Origin of the sequence: Kordia zhangzhouensis, from assembly GCF_001005305.1 — a bacterium.
Lineage (GTDB): Bacteria > Bacteroidota > Bacteroidia > Flavobacteriales > Flavobacteriaceae > Kordia > Kordia zhangzhouensis.
The window spans coordinates 286,127-302,885 of the sequence record NZ_LBMH01000006.1 but is presented as its reverse complement, the minus strand read 5'-3'; the positions used below and the strand labels follow the sequence as shown (position 1 = coordinate 302,885).

Annotated in this window: 15 protein-coding genes; 7 read left to right on the top strand and 8 right to left on the bottom strand. The window is 34.1% G+C overall.

The window, feature by feature from the left end:
- Positions 1-20: 20 nt before the first annotated feature.
- The 3 genes from AA088_RS11710 to AA088_RS11700 form a co-directional block, all read right to left on the bottom strand.
- Positions 21-782 (bottom strand): thioredoxin family protein, encoded by a 762-nt coding sequence (locus AA088_RS11710; RefSeq protein WP_046745179.1) that lies wholly within the window; start codon positions 780-782, stop codon positions 21-23.
- An 84-nt stretch (positions 783-866) separates the two neighbouring features.
- Entirely contained in the window at positions 867-1,415 is a 549-nt protein-coding gene (locus AA088_RS11705) for a hypothetical protein (RefSeq protein WP_046745178.1), read from the bottom strand.
- Complete coding sequence (locus tag AA088_RS11700; RefSeq protein ID WP_157547169.1) at positions 1,412-2,323, bottom strand: hypothetical protein; 912 nt, start codon at positions 2,321-2,323, stop codon at positions 1,412-1,414. The genes AA088_RS11705 and AA088_RS11700 overlap by 4 nt, the downstream gene beginning before the upstream one ends.
- A gap of 134 nt (positions 2,324-2,457) precedes the next feature.
- Between AA088_RS11700 and AA088_RS11695 the strand changes: the two genes are divergently transcribed.
- The 5 genes from AA088_RS11695 to AA088_RS11675 all read left to right on the top strand — a co-directional run bounded on the left by AA088_RS11695 (position 2,458) and on the right by AA088_RS11675 (position 7,199).
- The gene (locus AA088_RS11695; RefSeq protein WP_046745176.1) at positions 2,458-3,375 is read left to right on the top strand and encodes a DUF4349 domain-containing protein; all 918 of its coding nucleotides are present in this window, start codon (positions 2,458-2,460) and stop codon (positions 3,373-3,375) included.
- Positions 3,376-3,512: 137 nt separating this feature from the next.
- A complete protein-coding gene (locus AA088_RS11690) occupies positions 3,513-4,112 on the top strand; it encodes a SprT-like domain-containing protein (protein WP_046745175.1) in 600 nt (199 codons plus the stop codon).
- 79 nt (positions 4,113-4,191) lie between these two features.
- Entirely contained in the window at positions 4,192-5,268 is a 1,077-nt protein-coding gene (locus AA088_RS11685; protein ID WP_046745234.1) for a mannose-1-phosphate guanylyltransferase, read from the top strand.
- Between the two features lie 5 nt (positions 5,269-5,273).
- Positions 5,274-6,758 carry a DUF389 domain-containing protein gene (locus AA088_RS11680; RefSeq protein ID WP_046745174.1) on the top strand — a complete coding sequence of 495 codons (1,485 nt, stop codon included), beginning with the start codon at positions 5,274-5,276 and terminating at the stop codon, positions 6,756-6,758.
- A 210-nt stretch (positions 6,759-6,968) separates the two neighbouring features.
- On the top strand, positions 6,969-7,199 hold the full coding sequence (locus AA088_RS11675) for a class I lanthipeptide (protein ID WP_046745173.1): 231 nt from the start codon (positions 6,969-6,971) through the stop codon (positions 7,197-7,199).
- 33 nt (positions 7,200-7,232) lie between these two features.
- On the opposite strand, the gene AA088_RS11670 is transcribed toward AA088_RS11675, so the two are convergent.
- Together AA088_RS11670 and AA088_RS11665 are read right to left on the bottom strand one after the other, a co-directional pair.
- Positions 7,233-8,003: an ABC transporter ATP-binding protein gene (locus AA088_RS11670; protein WP_046745172.1), complete on the bottom strand. Its 771-nt coding sequence runs from the start codon at positions 8,001-8,003 to the stop codon at positions 7,233-7,235.
- Positions 8,003-8,740: an MlaE family ABC transporter permease gene (locus AA088_RS11665; protein ID WP_046745171.1), complete on the bottom strand. Its 738-nt coding sequence runs from the start codon at positions 8,738-8,740 to the stop codon at positions 8,003-8,005. The genes AA088_RS11670 and AA088_RS11665 overlap by 1 nt, the downstream gene beginning before the upstream one ends.
- A 144-nt stretch (positions 8,741-8,884) precedes the next feature.
- Here AA088_RS11665 and pafA point away from each other — a divergent pair, with 144 nt between their 5' ends.
- Entirely contained in the window at positions 8,885-10,576 is a 1,692-nt protein-coding gene (gene pafA, locus AA088_RS11660; RefSeq protein ID WP_046745170.1) for an alkaline phosphatase PafA, read from the top strand.
- 5 nt (positions 10,577-10,581) lie between these two features.
- Here pafA and AA088_RS11655 read toward each other — a convergent pair whose 3' ends face one another.
- From AA088_RS11655 to AA088_RS11645, 3 genes are all read right to left on the bottom strand, one after another.
- Positions 10,582-11,322: a LytR/AlgR family response regulator transcription factor gene (locus AA088_RS11655; protein ID WP_046745169.1), complete on the bottom strand. Its 741-nt coding sequence runs from the start codon at positions 11,320-11,322 to the stop codon at positions 10,582-10,584.
- Between the two features lie 111 nt (positions 11,323-11,433).
- Complete coding sequence (locus AA088_RS11650; RefSeq protein WP_046745168.1) at positions 11,434-12,291, bottom strand: glycosyltransferase; 858 nt, start codon at positions 12,289-12,291, stop codon at positions 11,434-11,436.
- A 35-nt stretch (positions 12,292-12,326) separates the two neighbouring features.
- The gene (locus tag AA088_RS11645; RefSeq protein WP_046745167.1) at positions 12,327-13,226 is read right to left on the bottom strand and encodes an FkbM family methyltransferase; all 900 of its coding nucleotides are present in this window, start codon (positions 13,224-13,226) and stop codon (positions 12,327-12,329) included.
- A gap of 58 nt (positions 13,227-13,284) precedes the next feature.
- On the opposite strand from AA088_RS11645, the gene AA088_RS11640 reads away from it, so the two are divergent.
- The gene (locus AA088_RS11640) at positions 13,285-16,731 is read left to right on the top strand and encodes a T9SS type B sorting domain-containing protein (RefSeq protein ID WP_046745166.1); all 3,447 of its coding nucleotides are present in this window, start codon (positions 13,285-13,287) and stop codon (positions 16,729-16,731) included.
- Positions 16,732-16,759: the final 28 nt, after the last annotated feature.

The following is a 16,759-nucleotide window of genomic DNA, read 5'->3' as shown; positions in this document are numbered from 1 at the left end:
TTTTTATGTCTATTAAACTACTACATTTCTTCAATAATCTTTTCAATCAATTCTGTAGTAGAACTATAACTTAGTCCTTCTTTTTTTGCAATATCTACGGCTTCTTTTGCTCTTTTTAAGGCTTTGGTGTAATTGCCTGTTTTATACAATAAAGCAGCATGTGTATCTACATTGTAATAGTTTTTTTCTAATTCAATAGAACGTTCTACAATCTTAATAGCTTTGAGCAAATGCTTTACGTTATCATGTTTTTGGTATGCATGCCAAGCAAGAGAATTTAACTTGCTGGAAGAGTTCCAAATTTCATCTAATGTTGATTGAGAAAACTCATCAGAATTACCATGATTAGCACTTACGTCGTAATAACTACTGTCACCAGAATTGGAAGAAACAGTGGTAGTGCTTGCTTCGTTATTCATGTGTTTTTTTATCAAGTTTTCCATTGTTGTCTTACTCATTGCACCTTCTATTTGTTCTAAGTTTGTGCTATTTTTAATAAACAAATATGTGGGCATTGCATTAATTCCTAATGCATCATCTATTTGATTCTTATCTACGTCTATTTTATAAAAATCTACACGATCTTTATATTTAGCTTCTAATTCTTTTAAAATCGGATCCATGCGTTTACAAGGGCCACACCAAGTAGCGTAAAAATCCAAAACAATCAAGCGATCGTTGTTTACTAGTAGTTTTGCTTCTGCGGTTTGGTCTGTTAGCTCAGTTTGCGCAAAAGTTAAGCTGGTAGCACAACATAAGAGGAGTAGCAATACATTTTTCATACAATAAAATTTAATTACGACTTAAAGTTAACTAAAAAAATGAGGTCAAAAAATGTTTGCCTTGGTTTTTATGCAGATGATTTCTCACTCTTTTATAATTTGAAACGTAAAAGAAGTCTGCACTTTTTTTCTATTTTCAACCTCTACAATCGTTTGTTTCATTACCAAATTAGCACTGTCTTTTAGTGAATGTACTGAATTTACGATCATTGCATATCGAATTTTTTGAACGGCGATACTGTCATTAATAACTTCTAGATTATCAATATATTGTATGTCTTTTATTTTAATGGACTGAATAGAATCTGATAACAAAGTAGCGAACTTATTAGAATGGGCTAATTGTTCTACAATGGCATCTTTGAATTCTGGGTGTTTTGTAATCAATACAGATGCTTCATAACTAGCTTGCAATTTTTCTTCAATTTCTGAGTGCATACTCTGTAACAAAGATGTATATGTGGTTTTTATTTTTTTTGCATCTACATAGGTTTGTGAAGTTATGTGGCGATCGTTTGCTAATTCACTTTCAGTTGCTTCTTCTGTAGCAACAGTATTTTCTGCCTTTTGTGTTGAATTAGAGCAAGAGAAATTCAAAAGCAACAATAAAATAAAAACAACCTTTCGTATCATTGGATCATAAATTTAAGTTTTACAATTTTATTATCAACGTATACTTTGTCTAGTACATGCATTTTCTTCAAGGTACTTGTTGGGATTGTTAATAGATTGATAAACTCCTTTTTAGTGTATAATTCAATTCCTAAATTATTTTTAAATACACGGTAAATTTGAGCTTGATCGTCAATTAGCATATTTAATTGATCTCTTCTTTTTTGCCAATCTTCTTTATTTCCATTAGCATAATACAGTAACATTAGGGCATAATCATCTGTTTGCAATTTGACTGTTTTGTGGTTGCTAGAGTTGATGTGTCGAACAATAGTATCTGTTTTATGATAAGGCGATTTGACTACAAACCTAAGTTCGTCTTCAGTAGTTGTATAAGAAAAACAACCTAAACTATCCGTTTTAATATACACAGGTGATTCATGCTTTCTCAATATAACAATATCCAACGGAATTTTCGTGATGGCTTTTTGCTGATCAGCATCCACAAAACAAAAAGAAAATATATTTTCTGTTGGATACAACCTATAAATTCCAAAAGCAACAAAAGGTAATAGTAATAACCACATAAACTTTTGATACGACGTTTTAGCTTTTTTAGATGAATCTTCTATTTTGTCTTTATTTACATGTTGTTGTACAAAATCATTCCAATTGTTATAACCTACGTATACGCTCAATAAATTTAGCATATCAATACGCGGAAGTTTAGCTGTTTCTTTTTTGATGTATGTATAAAACCATTTTTCACTAATGCTACCTTTGGTTTTTCTTCTTAGGTCTTCTTGGAAATCTGTAATTGTATTTCCCTTCCACATACGAATATCGTTTTCAGCAGTATGAGAAGCTAAAAAAGTAGTCGTTATATGCTGTTTTAGTAATGAAAAGAGATATGTTTCTTGAGAATTCAATTAACGGTTAATATGTTGATATTTAATAGATTGTAATTTGTAAAATAATTTACAAGACGCTTACAACTCTTTTACAAAGTTTTTTGATGGCATCCCAATAGGTTTGTGTCTGTAATCCTTAAAAATAAAAAATTATGAATGCAATCACACGAAAACAAACACTAAAATTATATGTATTTACATTTCTTCTAGTAACAATTATGTCTTGTAATGAACATGCAGCAAAGTATAAAACGGAAGAACTCACGATAGAAACAGTCGATTTACGGAATGATTATAACGGAATAGAGAGTTCTCCCTCTTTAAAAAAAATAGAACAATCTCATCAAGAGCAAACTACAGGATTTACATCTTCTGATAAAGTGTCTGTGACTTCAAATATTCCTGAAAACTTACAAATTATAAAAACAGCAAGCACACGCTATAAAGTAAAGGATATATCGGAAGCATTAATAGCAATTAAACAAGAAATGTACGTACAAGGAGGTTATATATCAGAGTTGCGGTTTGATAAAAACTATCAGGAAAAGAAAAATAGATTTACAATCAAAATACCAAAAGAAAATTTTGATCAAATGCTAGATGGAATTCAAAAGTTTGCAGAAGAAACAGATTATGTTAACATATCAACAACTGATGTAACTGAAAAATATATGGATGCACAAACACGCTTGCAAACTAAATTGGAAGTAAAAGCTCGTTTAGAAGCTGTATTACGCAAAAATGCTAAAACAGTTAAAGATATATTAGATACTGAAAGTCAATTGCGTGTTCTTCAAGAAGAAATTGAAGCAGTACAAGGAAAAATTAAATATATGTCCAACCGAGTTGCGTATAGTACAATTCAAGTAGAGTTGTATGAAACAATTACCTATAAAGAAAAACCAGTAACGTATCAAAAAGGGTTTGGTGCTAAAGCAAAAGAAGGATTGATTGCTGGTTGGCAATTCATCCAGAATGTTATAATTGGAATGTTGCATATTTGGCCTTTTATTTTAGTTGTAACTATTGCAATTATTGTATTTAAACGCTGGAAGAAAACAAAAAAATAATAGTGGTTAAACTCATATTGAGTACAGTCAAAAACAATAGAAAAAAATCCATTTCGCAGTTTTTGATTGTACTCTGTTTTTTAATTTTCAATCATTCAATCTTTTCATTCAAAAAAACAAATCCTTACATTTGAATAGTGAAAGATATTTTAGCAAAATACATTCCCGAACGTGCTGTCGATGAAACTTTTCAATTAATCAAAGTACATCAAGTACATTTAAAAATCGTGAATCAACGGGTAACACGTCATGGTGATTATCGAAAAACGCCTGATGGAAAACATCAAATCACTGTAAATGCAGGAGAAAATAAGTATCGATTTTTTGTAACACTTATTCACGAAATAGCACACTTGGTCGCTTTTGAAAAATACGGACGTTTCATTAAGCCACACGGGATTGAGTGGAAACGAACTTTTCAGCAACTCATGTTGCCTTTTATCAATCCACAAGTATTTCCCACACGTATTTTGCCTATTGTAGCTAATCATTTTAAAAATCCACGCGCTAGCAGTGATACGGATGCGAAATTTGCTTTAGCACTCAAACAATACGACCCTGAAAATGACAAGCATTATGTTTTTGAAATTCCACTAGGAAGTACCTTCCGTTTGCATAATGGAAAAATATTCAAACGCGGTAATAAACGCATTAAACGCTATGAATGTTTGGAAGTCGCTACAGGTCGGGTTTATTTATTCAATCCAAATGCAGAAGTTGAGTTATTGAGAAGTTAATAATTGTGACTTTTATTATTTTTCTCATCAATCTGTAGTATCTTGCTAATTCATAATTCTACACTGAATTTACATGAATATGAACACGAATTATTATGCAATTCTAATGGCTGGTGGCGTTGGTTCACGTTTTTGGCCAGTTAGTACTTCGAGCTTTCCCAAACAGTTTCATGACATGTTAGGAACAGGAGAAACACTCATTCAAAAAACATTCAATAGGCTTACAAAGCTTATTCCTAAAGAAAATATTTTCATTCTTACAAATGAAAAATACAATGATTTGGTACTAGAACAATTGCCCGATGTAGCTCAAAAACAAGTAGTATTAGAGCCTGCAATGCGTAATACAGCACCATGTATTTTATATGCTTCATTGAAAATTCAAAAGGAAAATCCGAATGCAGTTATGGTTGTTGCTCCAAGTGATCACTGGATTGAAGATGAAGATGCTTTTATAAATGACTTGCAAACATGTTTTCGAAAGTGTGAAAAAGAAAATGTATTGATGACACTTGGCATTCAACCTACATTTCCTAATACTGGATACGGTTATATAAATTTTGAAAAAAGTGAAAAACCAATCAAAAAAGTACATCAATTTACAGAAAAACCCAATTACGAAACAGCAAAACAATTTCTTGAAAGTGGGAACTTTCTGTGGAATGCAGGAATATTTATTTGGAGTGTGAATACTATCATTACTGCTTTTCAAAATTTTCAACCCAAACTGTATGATTTGTTTGATGAAGGAATGACTGTATATAATACAGATTTTGAAGACGATTTTATTCGTGATAACTACAGCCGTGCCGAGAATATTTCTATCGACTATGCAATTATGGAACGTGCAAGTCAAGTATATGTGTTGCTAGCTACGTTTGATTGGAATGATTTAGGAACTTGGGGAAGTTTGTATGACAAACTACAAAAAAATGAAGGAGAAAATGCAGTGATTAATGCACGAACAGTTTTGCAAGATGCAAGTGGAAATATGATTCGTACCACAGGGAAAAAAGTTGTGGTGATTGATGGATTAAATGAGTATATTGTGGTTGATAACGATGATGTTTTGCTTATTTATCCAAAAACTAAAGAGCAAGACATTAAACAAGTATTACAAAAGGTAAAAAATACTTTTGGAGAACAATACGGATAAAATTTATGAGTACAGAAGAAAGCAAATTCAATTTCTCTGAAGACAAACCAAAAGAGAATACACAAACAACGCCTGCAAATGATGACCCAAAAGGGTTGTGGGAAGGATTAAAAAGTTTTATATATAAACTCTTAGATATTCGAGATGATGTAGATAAAGATCAAACAATCGAAGATGTTAAAAAAGACATTCCGTTTAAAGGAGCTACCGCTTGGATTTTAGTTTGTTCCATATTTATAGCATCTATTGGGTTGAATGCTAACTCACCTGCTGTAGTAATTGGAGCCATGTTAATTTCTCCACTTATGGGACCAATTTTGGGAATGGGAATGTCTATAGCGATTAATGATATATATACACTGCGAAAATCATTAGTCAACTTTGGTGTCATGGTTTTTTTAAGCGTGTTAACAGCATTCTTATTTTTTAAATTCTTTCCGTTACAGGAAGATTCATCAGAGTTATTAGCGAGAACACAACCTGATATTCGAGATGTATTAATAGCCTTCTTTGGTGGATTAGCATTAATTATTGCTCGTACTAAAAAAGGAACCATTGCTTCGGTAATTTTTGGGGTGGCAATTGCAACAGCTTTAATGCCACCATTATGTACAGTTGGTTACGGATTGGCAAAAGGAGGATCACAAGGATTAGGATATGCGGGTGGAGCGATGTATTTATTTACAATCAACACCATTTTTATTGCATTAGCGACTTTTTTGGTATTGAAGTTGCTTCGATTCCCGATGCTAAAATATGCAAACTCCCAAAAACGGAAGCGTATTTCTCAGTTAGCATCAGTCATTGCGTTGGCGGTGATGATTCCAGCAATTTGGACTTTTTGGAATGTATTACAAGAATCTAACATACGAAGAGATTATAACTTATTTATAAAACCAATTGCTGAAAATACTGAAGTTTGGTTGCAAAAGCGCGATAAAGACTTGGATATAGATAAGAAAAAAATATCCTTGCACTTTAATGGCGAAGTGCCTCCAGCTTTAGAAGCGGATTATCGTGCAGCATTAGAAAAATACGAATACATAAAAGATTTTGAATTGGTTGTAAGCGGAAACAAAACCCGAAGTGTTGATCAACTTTCAGAATCGTTAGAAAGGGCTTATTCAGATTTGGATGAAAGCAAAAATATTATTGATGGTTTGCAAAAACAAATAGCAGAACTTAAACAAGAAATTTCAAACTTAAATTCACAGTTAGAATCAAGAGCTTCTGTAGAAAATGATAGCTATGTGAAGTTTAGTAAAGTTGCTAAAGATGCCAAAATCCGATATGCAGATTTGCGTCAGTTTGGTTTTGCGAAAATGTTAAACTCAACTGATTTTATCAAAGTAGATACAATTCCTGTGGCAGCTGTTAAATGGAATGCGCAATTGTCTGACAGTGTAAAAACAGTGCGTGAGCAGGAACTTAAACAATGGTTAAGAGATGAATTAACGTTAGATACATTAATCATTGAACGCATAAAGTAAAAATTAGAAAAAATCTTATACTTAAAAAAGCGAGCTTCGGTTCGCTTTTTTGTTTTACAGAAAGTAACCCCACGAACTAACCTTCTGATAAAAGGTTTTCATCTCAATAGTTAATTTGGTGTTTTTCCCTATTCATAATTAGTGTTTTTATCGTTGAGTATTTTTTAAGATGGTCAGATCTTTGAGAAACGAAACAAAACAATAGAAATTATGAAAAAAAAGAAGGTAAAAAGTTTGGTCTTACACAAGGAGTCAATCTCTAAATTGGACAGCCAGCAAGTTTCAGGAGGAGCTTATATTTTATGGACATTGTTATGGTGTAAAGATAAGCCAGCACCAGCGCCGCACAATCCAATACCACAAGAACCACTTCCAGTTTCATGGACGTGTCCTCCAGAACCAACAGGAATCCTTTCAGGTTGTCCTAACGCTACTTGTTAATGAATTTTATAAGCGAACTTTGGTTCGCTTTTTTTAATCTTCCAACTCTTTCAAATACACTTCGCGTACTTTTTTGAACAAATCAGAAGAATATACAAAGTCAGTGACAGATTTGTTATCTGTCTTGAAGATTTCTTTGTTGGTTCCTTCCCACGCTTTATGACCGTCTTTTAAAAAGACAATTTTTTCCCCAATTTCCATAACAGAGTTCATGTCATGCGTATTAATTACAGTGGTGATGTTGTATTCGTCTGTAATTTCTTGAATTAAATTATCAATAACAATCGCAGTTCGAGGATCTAGTCCAGAGTTTGGTTCGTCACAAAACAAATACTTAGGATTCATCACAATAGCGCGTGCAATTGCTACTCGTTTTTGCATTCCACCAGAAGTTTCAGCCGGATACTTGTGGTGCGCATCAATCAAATTTACACGCTTCAATACAAAATCAACACGGTCTTGCATTTCACTTAATGGTTGATTTGAGAACATTCGAAGAGGAAACATAACATTTTCAGAAACTGTCATCGAATCAAACAAGGCACTTCCTTGAAAAACCATACCCATTTCGGTTCGCAATTCTCTTTTTTGTTCATCAGAAAGGGTTTTGTAGTCTTTTCCATCAAACAAAATAGAACCTTCTTCAGGAGTAAAAAGGCCTAGTAAAGATTTTAAAAAAACGGTTTTTCCAGAACCACTTTGACCAATTACCAAATTAGTTTTTCCTTTTTCAAAAGTGGTAGAAATTCCTTTGAGAATCTCTACTCCGTCAAACGATTTTTTTATGTTTTTTACTTCGATCATTACGTCAATAATAATTGTGTGATGAGGTAATTTATCAAAATTATAACTACACTCGTCCATACAAATGCAGTCGTACTTGCTTTTCCAACTTCAAGTGCACCACCTTTCATGTAGTATCCATAAAATGATGGAATTGTTGCTAGGATAAACGAAAATACAAATGTTTTTACAAACGCATAGGTAACGTGAAAAGGGATAAAATCAATTTGTAACCCTTGTACAAAATCCGCACTTGTTGAAAACCCTCCATATATAGAAGCCATCCAACCACCAAGAATTCCTAAAAACATGGCGATAGTAATGACAAAAGGATATAATGATAGGGCAATTATCTTAGGGAAAATAAGATAATTTAATGAATTAACTCCCATTACTTCCAAAGCGTCAATTTGCTCGGTAACTCTCATGGTACCTATACTAGAAGTAATAAATGAACCTACTTTTCCTGCCATAATAATGGAAATGAATGTAGGAGCAAACTCCAAAATTACGGATTGTCGCGTTGCAAATCCTACCAAATATTTTGGAATTAAAGGATTGTTGATGTTTAAAGCTGTTTGAATGGCAACAACTCCACCAACAAAAAAGGAAATAAAACAAACTATTCCCATAGAACCAATGATTAAATCATCGATTTCTTTAAAAATAAGATTTCTTAGCATTGACCATTTGGTCATTTTGCTAAATACGCCTTTTAACATTAAAAAATAGCGTCCTATATTTTCTAGGTAAATCATGGGCTAAAAATACACTATTCGAATTAGCTATTAAAATAATTAATGGAATTAATGATTACTTAAATGCTATTTATTTTAAAACGATTATTTTTGAAAAATTTTAGAAGGAAAACTTCTTTTAGTTAAAATCAATTAAAATCTCCCATGAAGAAAGTAATTACTTTAGGTATTTTGTCTGTCTTTTTTGTGCAGTGTATTTCAGTAAAGCAAAAAACGAAAACGGAACATAAAGTTGTTCAGACTCAAACAAACACACGCACTTCATCTTCCTCAAAAGTAAAATTGGTAGTAGGTATTGTGGTAGACCAGATGCGATATGATTACTTAACCCGTTTTGAACGTAAATATGGAGAAGGTGGATTTAAGCGGATGATTTCTGAAGGATTTAATTGTAAAAATAACCATTACAACTATATCCCAACCTATACAGGGCCTGGACATGCTTCCGTTTACACAGGAACAACGCCTGCTAATCATGGAATAATAGCAAACAATTGGTATGATAAATTTACAAAAGAAGATGTGTATTGTGCTTCTGACTCCAATCAAAAATCTATAGGAGTTGAAGATAAGTATGAAGGAAAAATGTCTCCGCATCGTATGCAAACAACTTCTGTAACCGATCAATTACGCTTAGATACACAACAACGAGGAAAGGTTATTGGTATAGCCATTAAAGATCGTGGAGCTATCTTGCCTGCAGGACACGCTGCTAATGGTGCATACTGGTTTTATGGAAAAGATAAGGGATATTGGATTACAAGTTCGTATTATCGAGATAATCTTCCAGGTTGGGTACAAGATTTCAATGCCTCTGATGAAGCTGAAAAATATATGAAACCATGGAATACTTTGTATGATATTGCCAATTATACAGAAAGTGATGCAGATGAAAACTCTTATGAAGGAACATTCAGGGGAAAAAACGACACGAGCTTTCCTTATGATTTAAATGCTTTGAAAGATCAAAATGGTGGGTTTGATATTTTAAAAGGAACAGCGTATGGAAACAATCTTACTACAGATTTTGCTATAGCTGCCATAAAAGGAGAGCAATTGGGAGCTGATGAATACCCTGATTTTTTAGCAGTAAGCTACTCTAGTACAGATTATGTAGGACATAAATTTGGGGTTAATTCGAAAGAAATAGAAGATACCTATATTCGCTTAGATAAGGATATTGAACGGTTATTGATTGCATTAGATGAAGAAGTTGGAAAAGGAAACTATACAGTTTTCTTAACTGCAGATCATGCGGCTGTTCATGTGCCATCCTATTTGCAAGATCAAAAAATTCCTTCGGGATATTTTGATGGAGGATTATTGAAAAAACATTTACAGGCATTCCTGCAAACCAATTATGGAAGTGAAAATATAATTACTAACATTTCCAATGGTCAGATTTTCTTTAATCATGACGAAATTAAACGATTAGGACGTAATGCTGAAGAGATAGAAAACGCTCTGCAAAAGGAATTATTAGCCTATAAACAAATAGCTAAAGTATATACGCGTCACAGTTTAACAACAAGTGAATTTAATTATGGAATTGCAAGCGCATTGCAAAAAGGATTTCATCAAAAACGATCAGGGGATGTATGCTTTGTGTTAGATGTTGCTACGATTTCATATTCACGAACAGGTTCAACCCATGGCTCAGGATTTAATTATGATACACATGTGCCATTATTATTTTATGGAAATGGAATTCGACAAGGAGCAACTTGGCAACGTACTGAAATCACAGATATTGCTCCTACAATTTCGGCTCTTTTGGAAATATCATTGCCAAATGCAGCTACAGGAAATCCTATTCATTATGTGTTGAAAAAATAAAGGGATTACTTGTTTTGAAGCATTAAAATTTCTAACACTTTTTTTCGATTACGAATAGAGATAGGAATTTCTTTTTGATTGGACATGATGATGTTTCCTCCTTTGGAGAATTTTTCAATATATTTTGTATTGATTAAAAAAGAACGATGCACTCGATAAAAATTATCTGCTTCAATCATGTCTTCTACTTTTTTTAAGTTTTTGGAAATTACAGATTGTTTGTTATTCACAGTATAAACAGTAGTGTAGTTTCCAAAAGCTTCAATATAAATTACGTCACTTAATCGAACAGAAATATATTGTCCTTTTTCATAAATGGTAATCCGTTTGTTTTTTTGTTCGATTTGTTCTTTGAAAGCGTTGTATTTCTTGACATTGAAAGCACTTATCTTTAGTTGATACATATCAAGTACTTTTTTGAGCTCCGTTTCTTGTATAGGTTTATTCAGATAATAAAAAGCAAAATAGTCCATCGCTTTTTCTTTATAATCTAAAAAACCTGTTGTAAAAATAACCTCAAAAGTCATTTGTATTTTTAATAGGTCTAATACTTCAAAACCATTGCCATCATTCAACTGAATATCTAAAAAAACAATATCTGGGTCGTTTTCTTCAATAAATGATATAGCTTCTTGAACATTGGTAGCCCAGCCTAGAATATTAATATTTTTGTGATTTCTTTTTAGAATAGAAACGAGATATTCCATAGAAGATTTTTCATCTTCAATGATGATAGCATTTGCCATGAACTATTTATATGTTAGGGTTATTTGAAAGAGAACGATGACAGCAAATTACGGTTAATTTTTGAAAGATTGTAATTTTTTTAAAAATAACAATACATTCTTAACTTACTTTTAAAAAATAGCCTTCAATTTTTTTAACATCTGTGCACGTCTATAAGACCGGATGAAAGAGGCTTGTTTGTTAGTTACCATTTTGGGAATTTTGGCTTTTCTTGCTTTCAAGAAACCTTTCATATAAGCTATAAATATGGAAACATTTCTCTTTTGTAAAGCAATCTTTGCAGAAGAAATCAATGCAATCCAAAAATCATACCCTAGTTTGTAAAAAACAGCTCCGTGATCCTGATGTACTTTTTGCTTATAAGCGTTTCCAGTAGGTTTTAAGTGTTGTACATGTAAACTTTGATCTACATAAATTTTCCAACCGTAAAAGCGTGCCAAAAGAACATCGGCAGTGTCCCATCCTAACGATTTTTGTAAGCCTCCAATTTCATCAAAACAAGCTTTTCGATACGCTTTAAATGGTCCTCTAACGTGATTTTTATCAGCAACAGTTTCATAAACCCATTTTCCTTGCTGCTCAACAAAGGCTAAGCCACCTGCGATACCAATTTTTGGATCGTTTTTGAAATGATTACAAATTGTCTCAAAATAATTTTTAGGTAAAATGATATCGGCATCTAGTTTTACGATTATATCAAAGTTTTTATCAAGTGTTTCAAATCCTTTGTAAAATGCATCGATTACTTTACTGCCTGGCAAATGTGCATCGCTTGCATTTGTGTTAACCTTAGTGATATAAGGATGTTGTTGGGTAAAAATATCAATAATTTTCTCTGTATCATCAGATGAGTTGTCATTCACTATAACCACTTTTTTAGGTAAGTAAGTTTGCGAAACAATAGAATGTAGCGTCATTTGTATAAACGCAGCTTCATTGTGTGCAGGAATGATAACACTATAACGCATCTAATTTTTTGAGTTTTTAAGGTAAAAAATGAATCTTAACGTATAATCCATTTGTCCACGAGGTTTTGTTTGTCTTTTGGAACAAAAAATACATTTCGCACCTGATTGTCTACTTCTCTTACCAAAGTATTCATTAGTTGTAAACCTTTCTCAGTATGTGCATAAAATGTATACTCGTGTTTGCTCATGAGTTCTTCAAGTTCTCTCTCAATTCTGTTGAACAATAATTCACATATGATAATAGGTTGATAATGTTCAATGGTCTTGCTGGCGCCTTTTAAAATATAACATTCAGCACCTTCTGTATCCAGCTTAATGAGGTCTAAGGTTTCAATCGTACGATCTGCAACATATGCATCAAGTGTAGTGGCTTGCACTCGAATTTTAGTAGCCAATTTATACGTTTTCGTACCAATATTATGTTCTCCGGATAAATTATAGATAGCAGGGTATTTTTTATTTCGGATCTCAAAAAAATCGATCTCACCTGGACTGTCCATCAACGCATAAGCTTCCACAAAAATTTGATGATCTAGCTTATTGATCTTTACGTTTTCGGTTAAATATGTGCGAGCACCTAAAGCAGGTTCAAAAGCGTACGTGGTCAATTGTGAATTTACATTACATCCCAAAATAGAATAGTACCCTATATTGGCTCCAATATCAAAAAAAACAGAGGCTTTCTTTATCAGATCAATAAACACTGGCGTATATTCAAAATTGGATGCGCCATCCCAAAAAAGCTCTTTGCTGATATAACTGGTTTGATTGGTTTGTAAAATAAAAGGATCATGGTCTTTATCAACAGCAATGGTCAGTTTTCCTGAAGGATGGATCTGAAATTTTGAAGGTAGGATTTTTTTGAAGAGAAAACTTAGGTTTCGAAGCGCCTTGTTAATTGCAGGTTGATAGATAATTGTATACAGTAGATTCATAATTTTATGTATATTGCAAATATAGTGATATCAAAACTCTTCTAAACAATTTTTTCACATGATAAAGTGGTTAGTTGCCTTCTCTTTTTTTGTCTTCACATGCTTTAGTTGTGCTCAAAATTATTCAGTTGCTAGTTTCCAGAAAATCAATGAGTTGTATGGTGGTTTTTCAGGAAACCTTGATGCAAATGATAATTTTGCAATTTCGATAGATAACATAGGCGATCTTAATGGTGATGGTATTAATGACGTAGCAGTGGGAGCGTATACAGATGATGATGGCGGGACTGATAAAGGAGCTGTTTGGATTTTATTTTTAGATGCTAGCAATCAAGTAATTTCTCATACAAAAATTAGTAATACGAGTGGGAATTTCACAGGCAGCTTAGATCCAAATGATAGATTTGGAGGTGCAGTTGCTTATTTGGGAGATCTTAATAATGATGGCTTAATCGAGTTGGCAGTAGGCGCAGACTATGATGGTGACGGTGGCTTTTGGCATGGTGCTGTTTGGATTTTAAGTTTAAATAGTGATGGAACAGTAAATTCTCATACCAAAATAAGTGACACGCAAGGAGGTTTTACTGGGTTTATAAATGGAGACGCAATTTTTGGAACGGATATAGAAAATATAGGCGATCTAAACGGTGACGGAATACAGGATTTGGCCGTAGGTTCAAGAAGAGATGCAGACGGAGGTTCTAGAAGAGGCGCGGTTTGGATCTTATTTATGAATGCTGATTTTACCGTGAATAACTACCAAAAAATCAGCGATACGCAAGGGAATTTTTTTGCACCACTAGCATTTGAAGATTATTTTGGTGGATCTGTGGCGAATGTTGGCGATCTAGATCAAGATGGTGTCACGGATATCGTGGTGGGCGCGTACCGCGATGACGATCAAAATACCAATTCAGGAAGTTTCTACGTACTATTCTTAAACTCGAATGGAACGGTAAAAAACTATCAAAAAGTATCAAATTTATCAGGAGGATTCAATGGAACAATTTCTACGGATGCTCTTTTTGGAGAATCTATTGATGGTGTTGTTGATATTGATAATGATGGTAAAATTGAGATCGTCGTTGGTGCGTTGCGACAACAAAACCCTACGACATTGCTTCAAACAGGCGCTTTTTTTCTGATTGAGTTAAATGCTGATGGAACCGTTTCGGAAGAACGTATGTATACATTTGGTGAAAACTGTTTTTCAGGAAACTTAAACTCAGGCGATTTTTTTGGAGGTGCTGTTACTGTGCTGAATGATGCCGGAACGATTCGCTTTGCCGTTGGCGCTTATAAAGACAGCGAAAATGGTAATGACAAAGGCGCCGTTTGGATTCTAGAACTCGGAGAATTATCTTTTACGATAGAAGCTACGCAAAATCCTACTTCGTGCAGTACAAATGACGGAGAAATTGCACTGGGAAATTTAAGTCCAAATACGACGTACAATATTGCCTATGAGCTCAACGGAACAATGATGACGCAAACTGTGACTTCAAACGTGAGCGGAGAAGCATCAATTGTAGGTTTGTCTGTTGGAAACTATACAAATATTGTTGTTGGCGATAACACTATTGGATGTTCCGAAAATCTAGGTGCTGTGTCGCTAAGTGGCAATCTCAATGCGAATTATGTTACGCAAGATCCTTCCATGTGTGGCGCTGCTGACGCGAGCATTCTCATAAGCAATTTAGGAGCAAACATAACCTATCAAATAACGTATCAACTTGATGGAGTGCAAGAAGTATTGAACGCAACGTCTGACGCTAGTGGCGAAATACTGATCTCCAATCTTACGGGTGGCGTATATGCTTCCGTTGAGGTTACCAATACAAATTTGAACTGTATGGATGCCTTGGGAGATATTTTTATAGATCAACCTGCCTTTGTACTGACATTTACTGAGACTGATATATCTTCTTGCAATGCGTCAAATGGAACTATTCTGATCTCAGGATTAGTGCCAAATCAAGCTTATGTGGTCGATTATTCTTATCAATCGAACTTGGTGCAAAATACCTATAATGCAGATGCCAACGGCGAAATCTTACTTACAAACTTAAGTGAAGGACTCTATGAATCTATCATGGTCGTTGATACGGTTTCTCCATGTACGGATGGAATCGGAATGCTAGAAATAGAAGGAGTTTCGTTAGTGTTAACAGCAAACACAACCGATCCAAGTGGATGCGGAATCAACGATGGTGAAATTACTCTTCAAGGTGCTTCTGCGAATGAAAATTATACTATTTCGTACAATTTGAATGGCACAACGGAAACGATTACGGTAAGTTCAGATGCTTCTGGCGTGATTACAATCAACAATTTAGGCGCAGGAACCTATACTTCGATAGTAGTAGAAGAGATCGCGACGAATTGTATCACTACGGTAAATGATCAAGTGTTGCAAAGTACAGACATAACTTTTACCACAAGTGTGACCGATCCCAGTGGATGCGGAATCAATGACGGAGAAATTATCCTTCAAGGTGCTTCAGTGAATGAAACCTATACTGTTTCATACAATTTGAATGGCACGACCGACACGATTACAGTAAGTTCAGATGCTTCTGGTGTGATTACAATCAACAATTTAGGCGCAGGAACCTATACTTCGATAGTAGTAGAAGAGATCGCGACGAATTGTATCACTACGGTAAATGATCAAGTGTTGCAAAGTACAGACATAACTTTTACCACAAGTGTGACCGATCCCAGTGGATGCGGAATCAACGACGGAGAAATTATTCTTCAAGGTGGTTCAGCGAATGAAAACTATGTCGTTTCGTACAATTTGAATGGCACGACCGAAACGCTTACGATAAGTTCAGATGCTTCTGGAGTAATAATGATCAACAATTTAGGTGCAGGAACGTACACTTCGATAGTAGTAGAAGAGATCTCGACGAATTGTATCACTACGGTGAATGATCAAGTGTTGCAAAGTACAAATCTAACTCTAATACCAAACATAACGCATCCGAGCGAATGTGAGGTCAATGACGGAACGATCGCTTTTCAAGGAGCCACCGCCAACGCTACGTACACAGTTTCTTATGAATTGAATGGAATAACGAATACAGTATCTACCGTGGCGAATACTCAAGGTGCTATTGTTCTTGAAAACTTGCCGTTTGGAGAATATCTGAATATCGTCGTAGAAGAAAACCTTACAGGATGTGCTGACATGTTTGCTTCTTTGCAATTAACTTGTGAAGACGAAACAGAACAATGCTTTCGAGTTCGTAAATTTTTTACACCAAATAACGACGGTTATAATGATGGATGGTATTTGGAAGATGTGCAAGGTTGTAACTACATCGTACACATATTTAATCGTTATGGAAAATTAATCAAAACGCTAACGCCACGATTTCCTGCATGGGACGGAACATACAGAGGGAAAGCACTTCCGTCAAGCGATTACTGGATTTTGATCAATTACACAAGAAACGATCAAGCGCAAACGTATATTACCAACATCACGCTACGACGATAAGAATTCATCAAACAAGTAGAAAGCAGTT

What these genes read in the sequence shown, in the direction of transcription:
- AA088_RS11680 (WP_046745174.1), top strand. Translation starts at nt 5,274, where the DNA reads ATGAGTACAGAAGAAAGCAAATTCAATTTCTCTGAAGACAAACCAAAA.
- AA088_RS11695 (WP_046745176.1), top strand. Translation starts at nt 2,458, where the DNA reads ATGAATGCAATCACACGAAAACAAACACTAAAATTATATGTATTTACA.
- pafA (WP_046745170.1), top strand. Translation starts at nt 8,885, where the DNA reads ATGAAGAAAGTAATTACTTTAGGTATTTTGTCTGTCTTTTTTGTGCAG.
- AA088_RS11665 (WP_046745171.1), bottom strand. Translation starts at nt 8,740, where the DNA reads ATGATTTACCTAGAAAATATAGGACGCTATTTTTTAATGTTAAAAGGC.
- AA088_RS11655 (WP_046745169.1), bottom strand. Translation starts at nt 11,322, where the DNA reads ATGGCAAATGCTATCATCATTGAAGATGAAAAATCTTCTATGGAATAT.
- AA088_RS11645 (WP_046745167.1), bottom strand. Translation starts at nt 13,226, where the DNA reads ATGAATCTACTGTATACAATTATCTATCAACCTGCAATTAACAAGGCG.
- AA088_RS11675 (WP_046745173.1), top strand. Translation starts at nt 6,969, where the DNA reads ATGAAAAAAAAGAAGGTAAAAAGTTTGGTCTTACACAAGGAGTCAATC.
- AA088_RS11685 (WP_046745234.1), top strand. Translation starts at nt 4,192, where the DNA reads ATGAACACGAATTATTATGCAATTCTAATGGCTGGTGGCGTTGGTTCA.
- AA088_RS11640 (WP_046745166.1), top strand. Translation starts at nt 13,285, where the DNA reads ATGATAAAGTGGTTAGTTGCCTTCTCTTTTTTTGTCTTCACATGCTTT.
- AA088_RS11650 (WP_046745168.1), bottom strand. Translation starts at nt 12,291, where the DNA reads ATGCGTTATAGTGTTATCATTCCTGCACACAATGAAGCTGCGTTTATA.
- AA088_RS11705 (WP_046745178.1), bottom strand. Translation starts at nt 1,415, where the DNA reads ATGATACGAAAGGTTGTTTTTATTTTATTGTTGCTTTTGAATTTCTCT.
- AA088_RS11710 (WP_046745179.1), bottom strand. Translation starts at nt 782, where the DNA reads ATGAAAAATGTATTGCTACTCCTCTTATGTTGTGCTACCAGCTTAACT.
- AA088_RS11670 (WP_046745172.1), bottom strand. Translation starts at nt 8,003, where the DNA reads ATGATCGAAGTAAAAAACATAAAAAAATCGTTTGACGGAGTAGAGATT.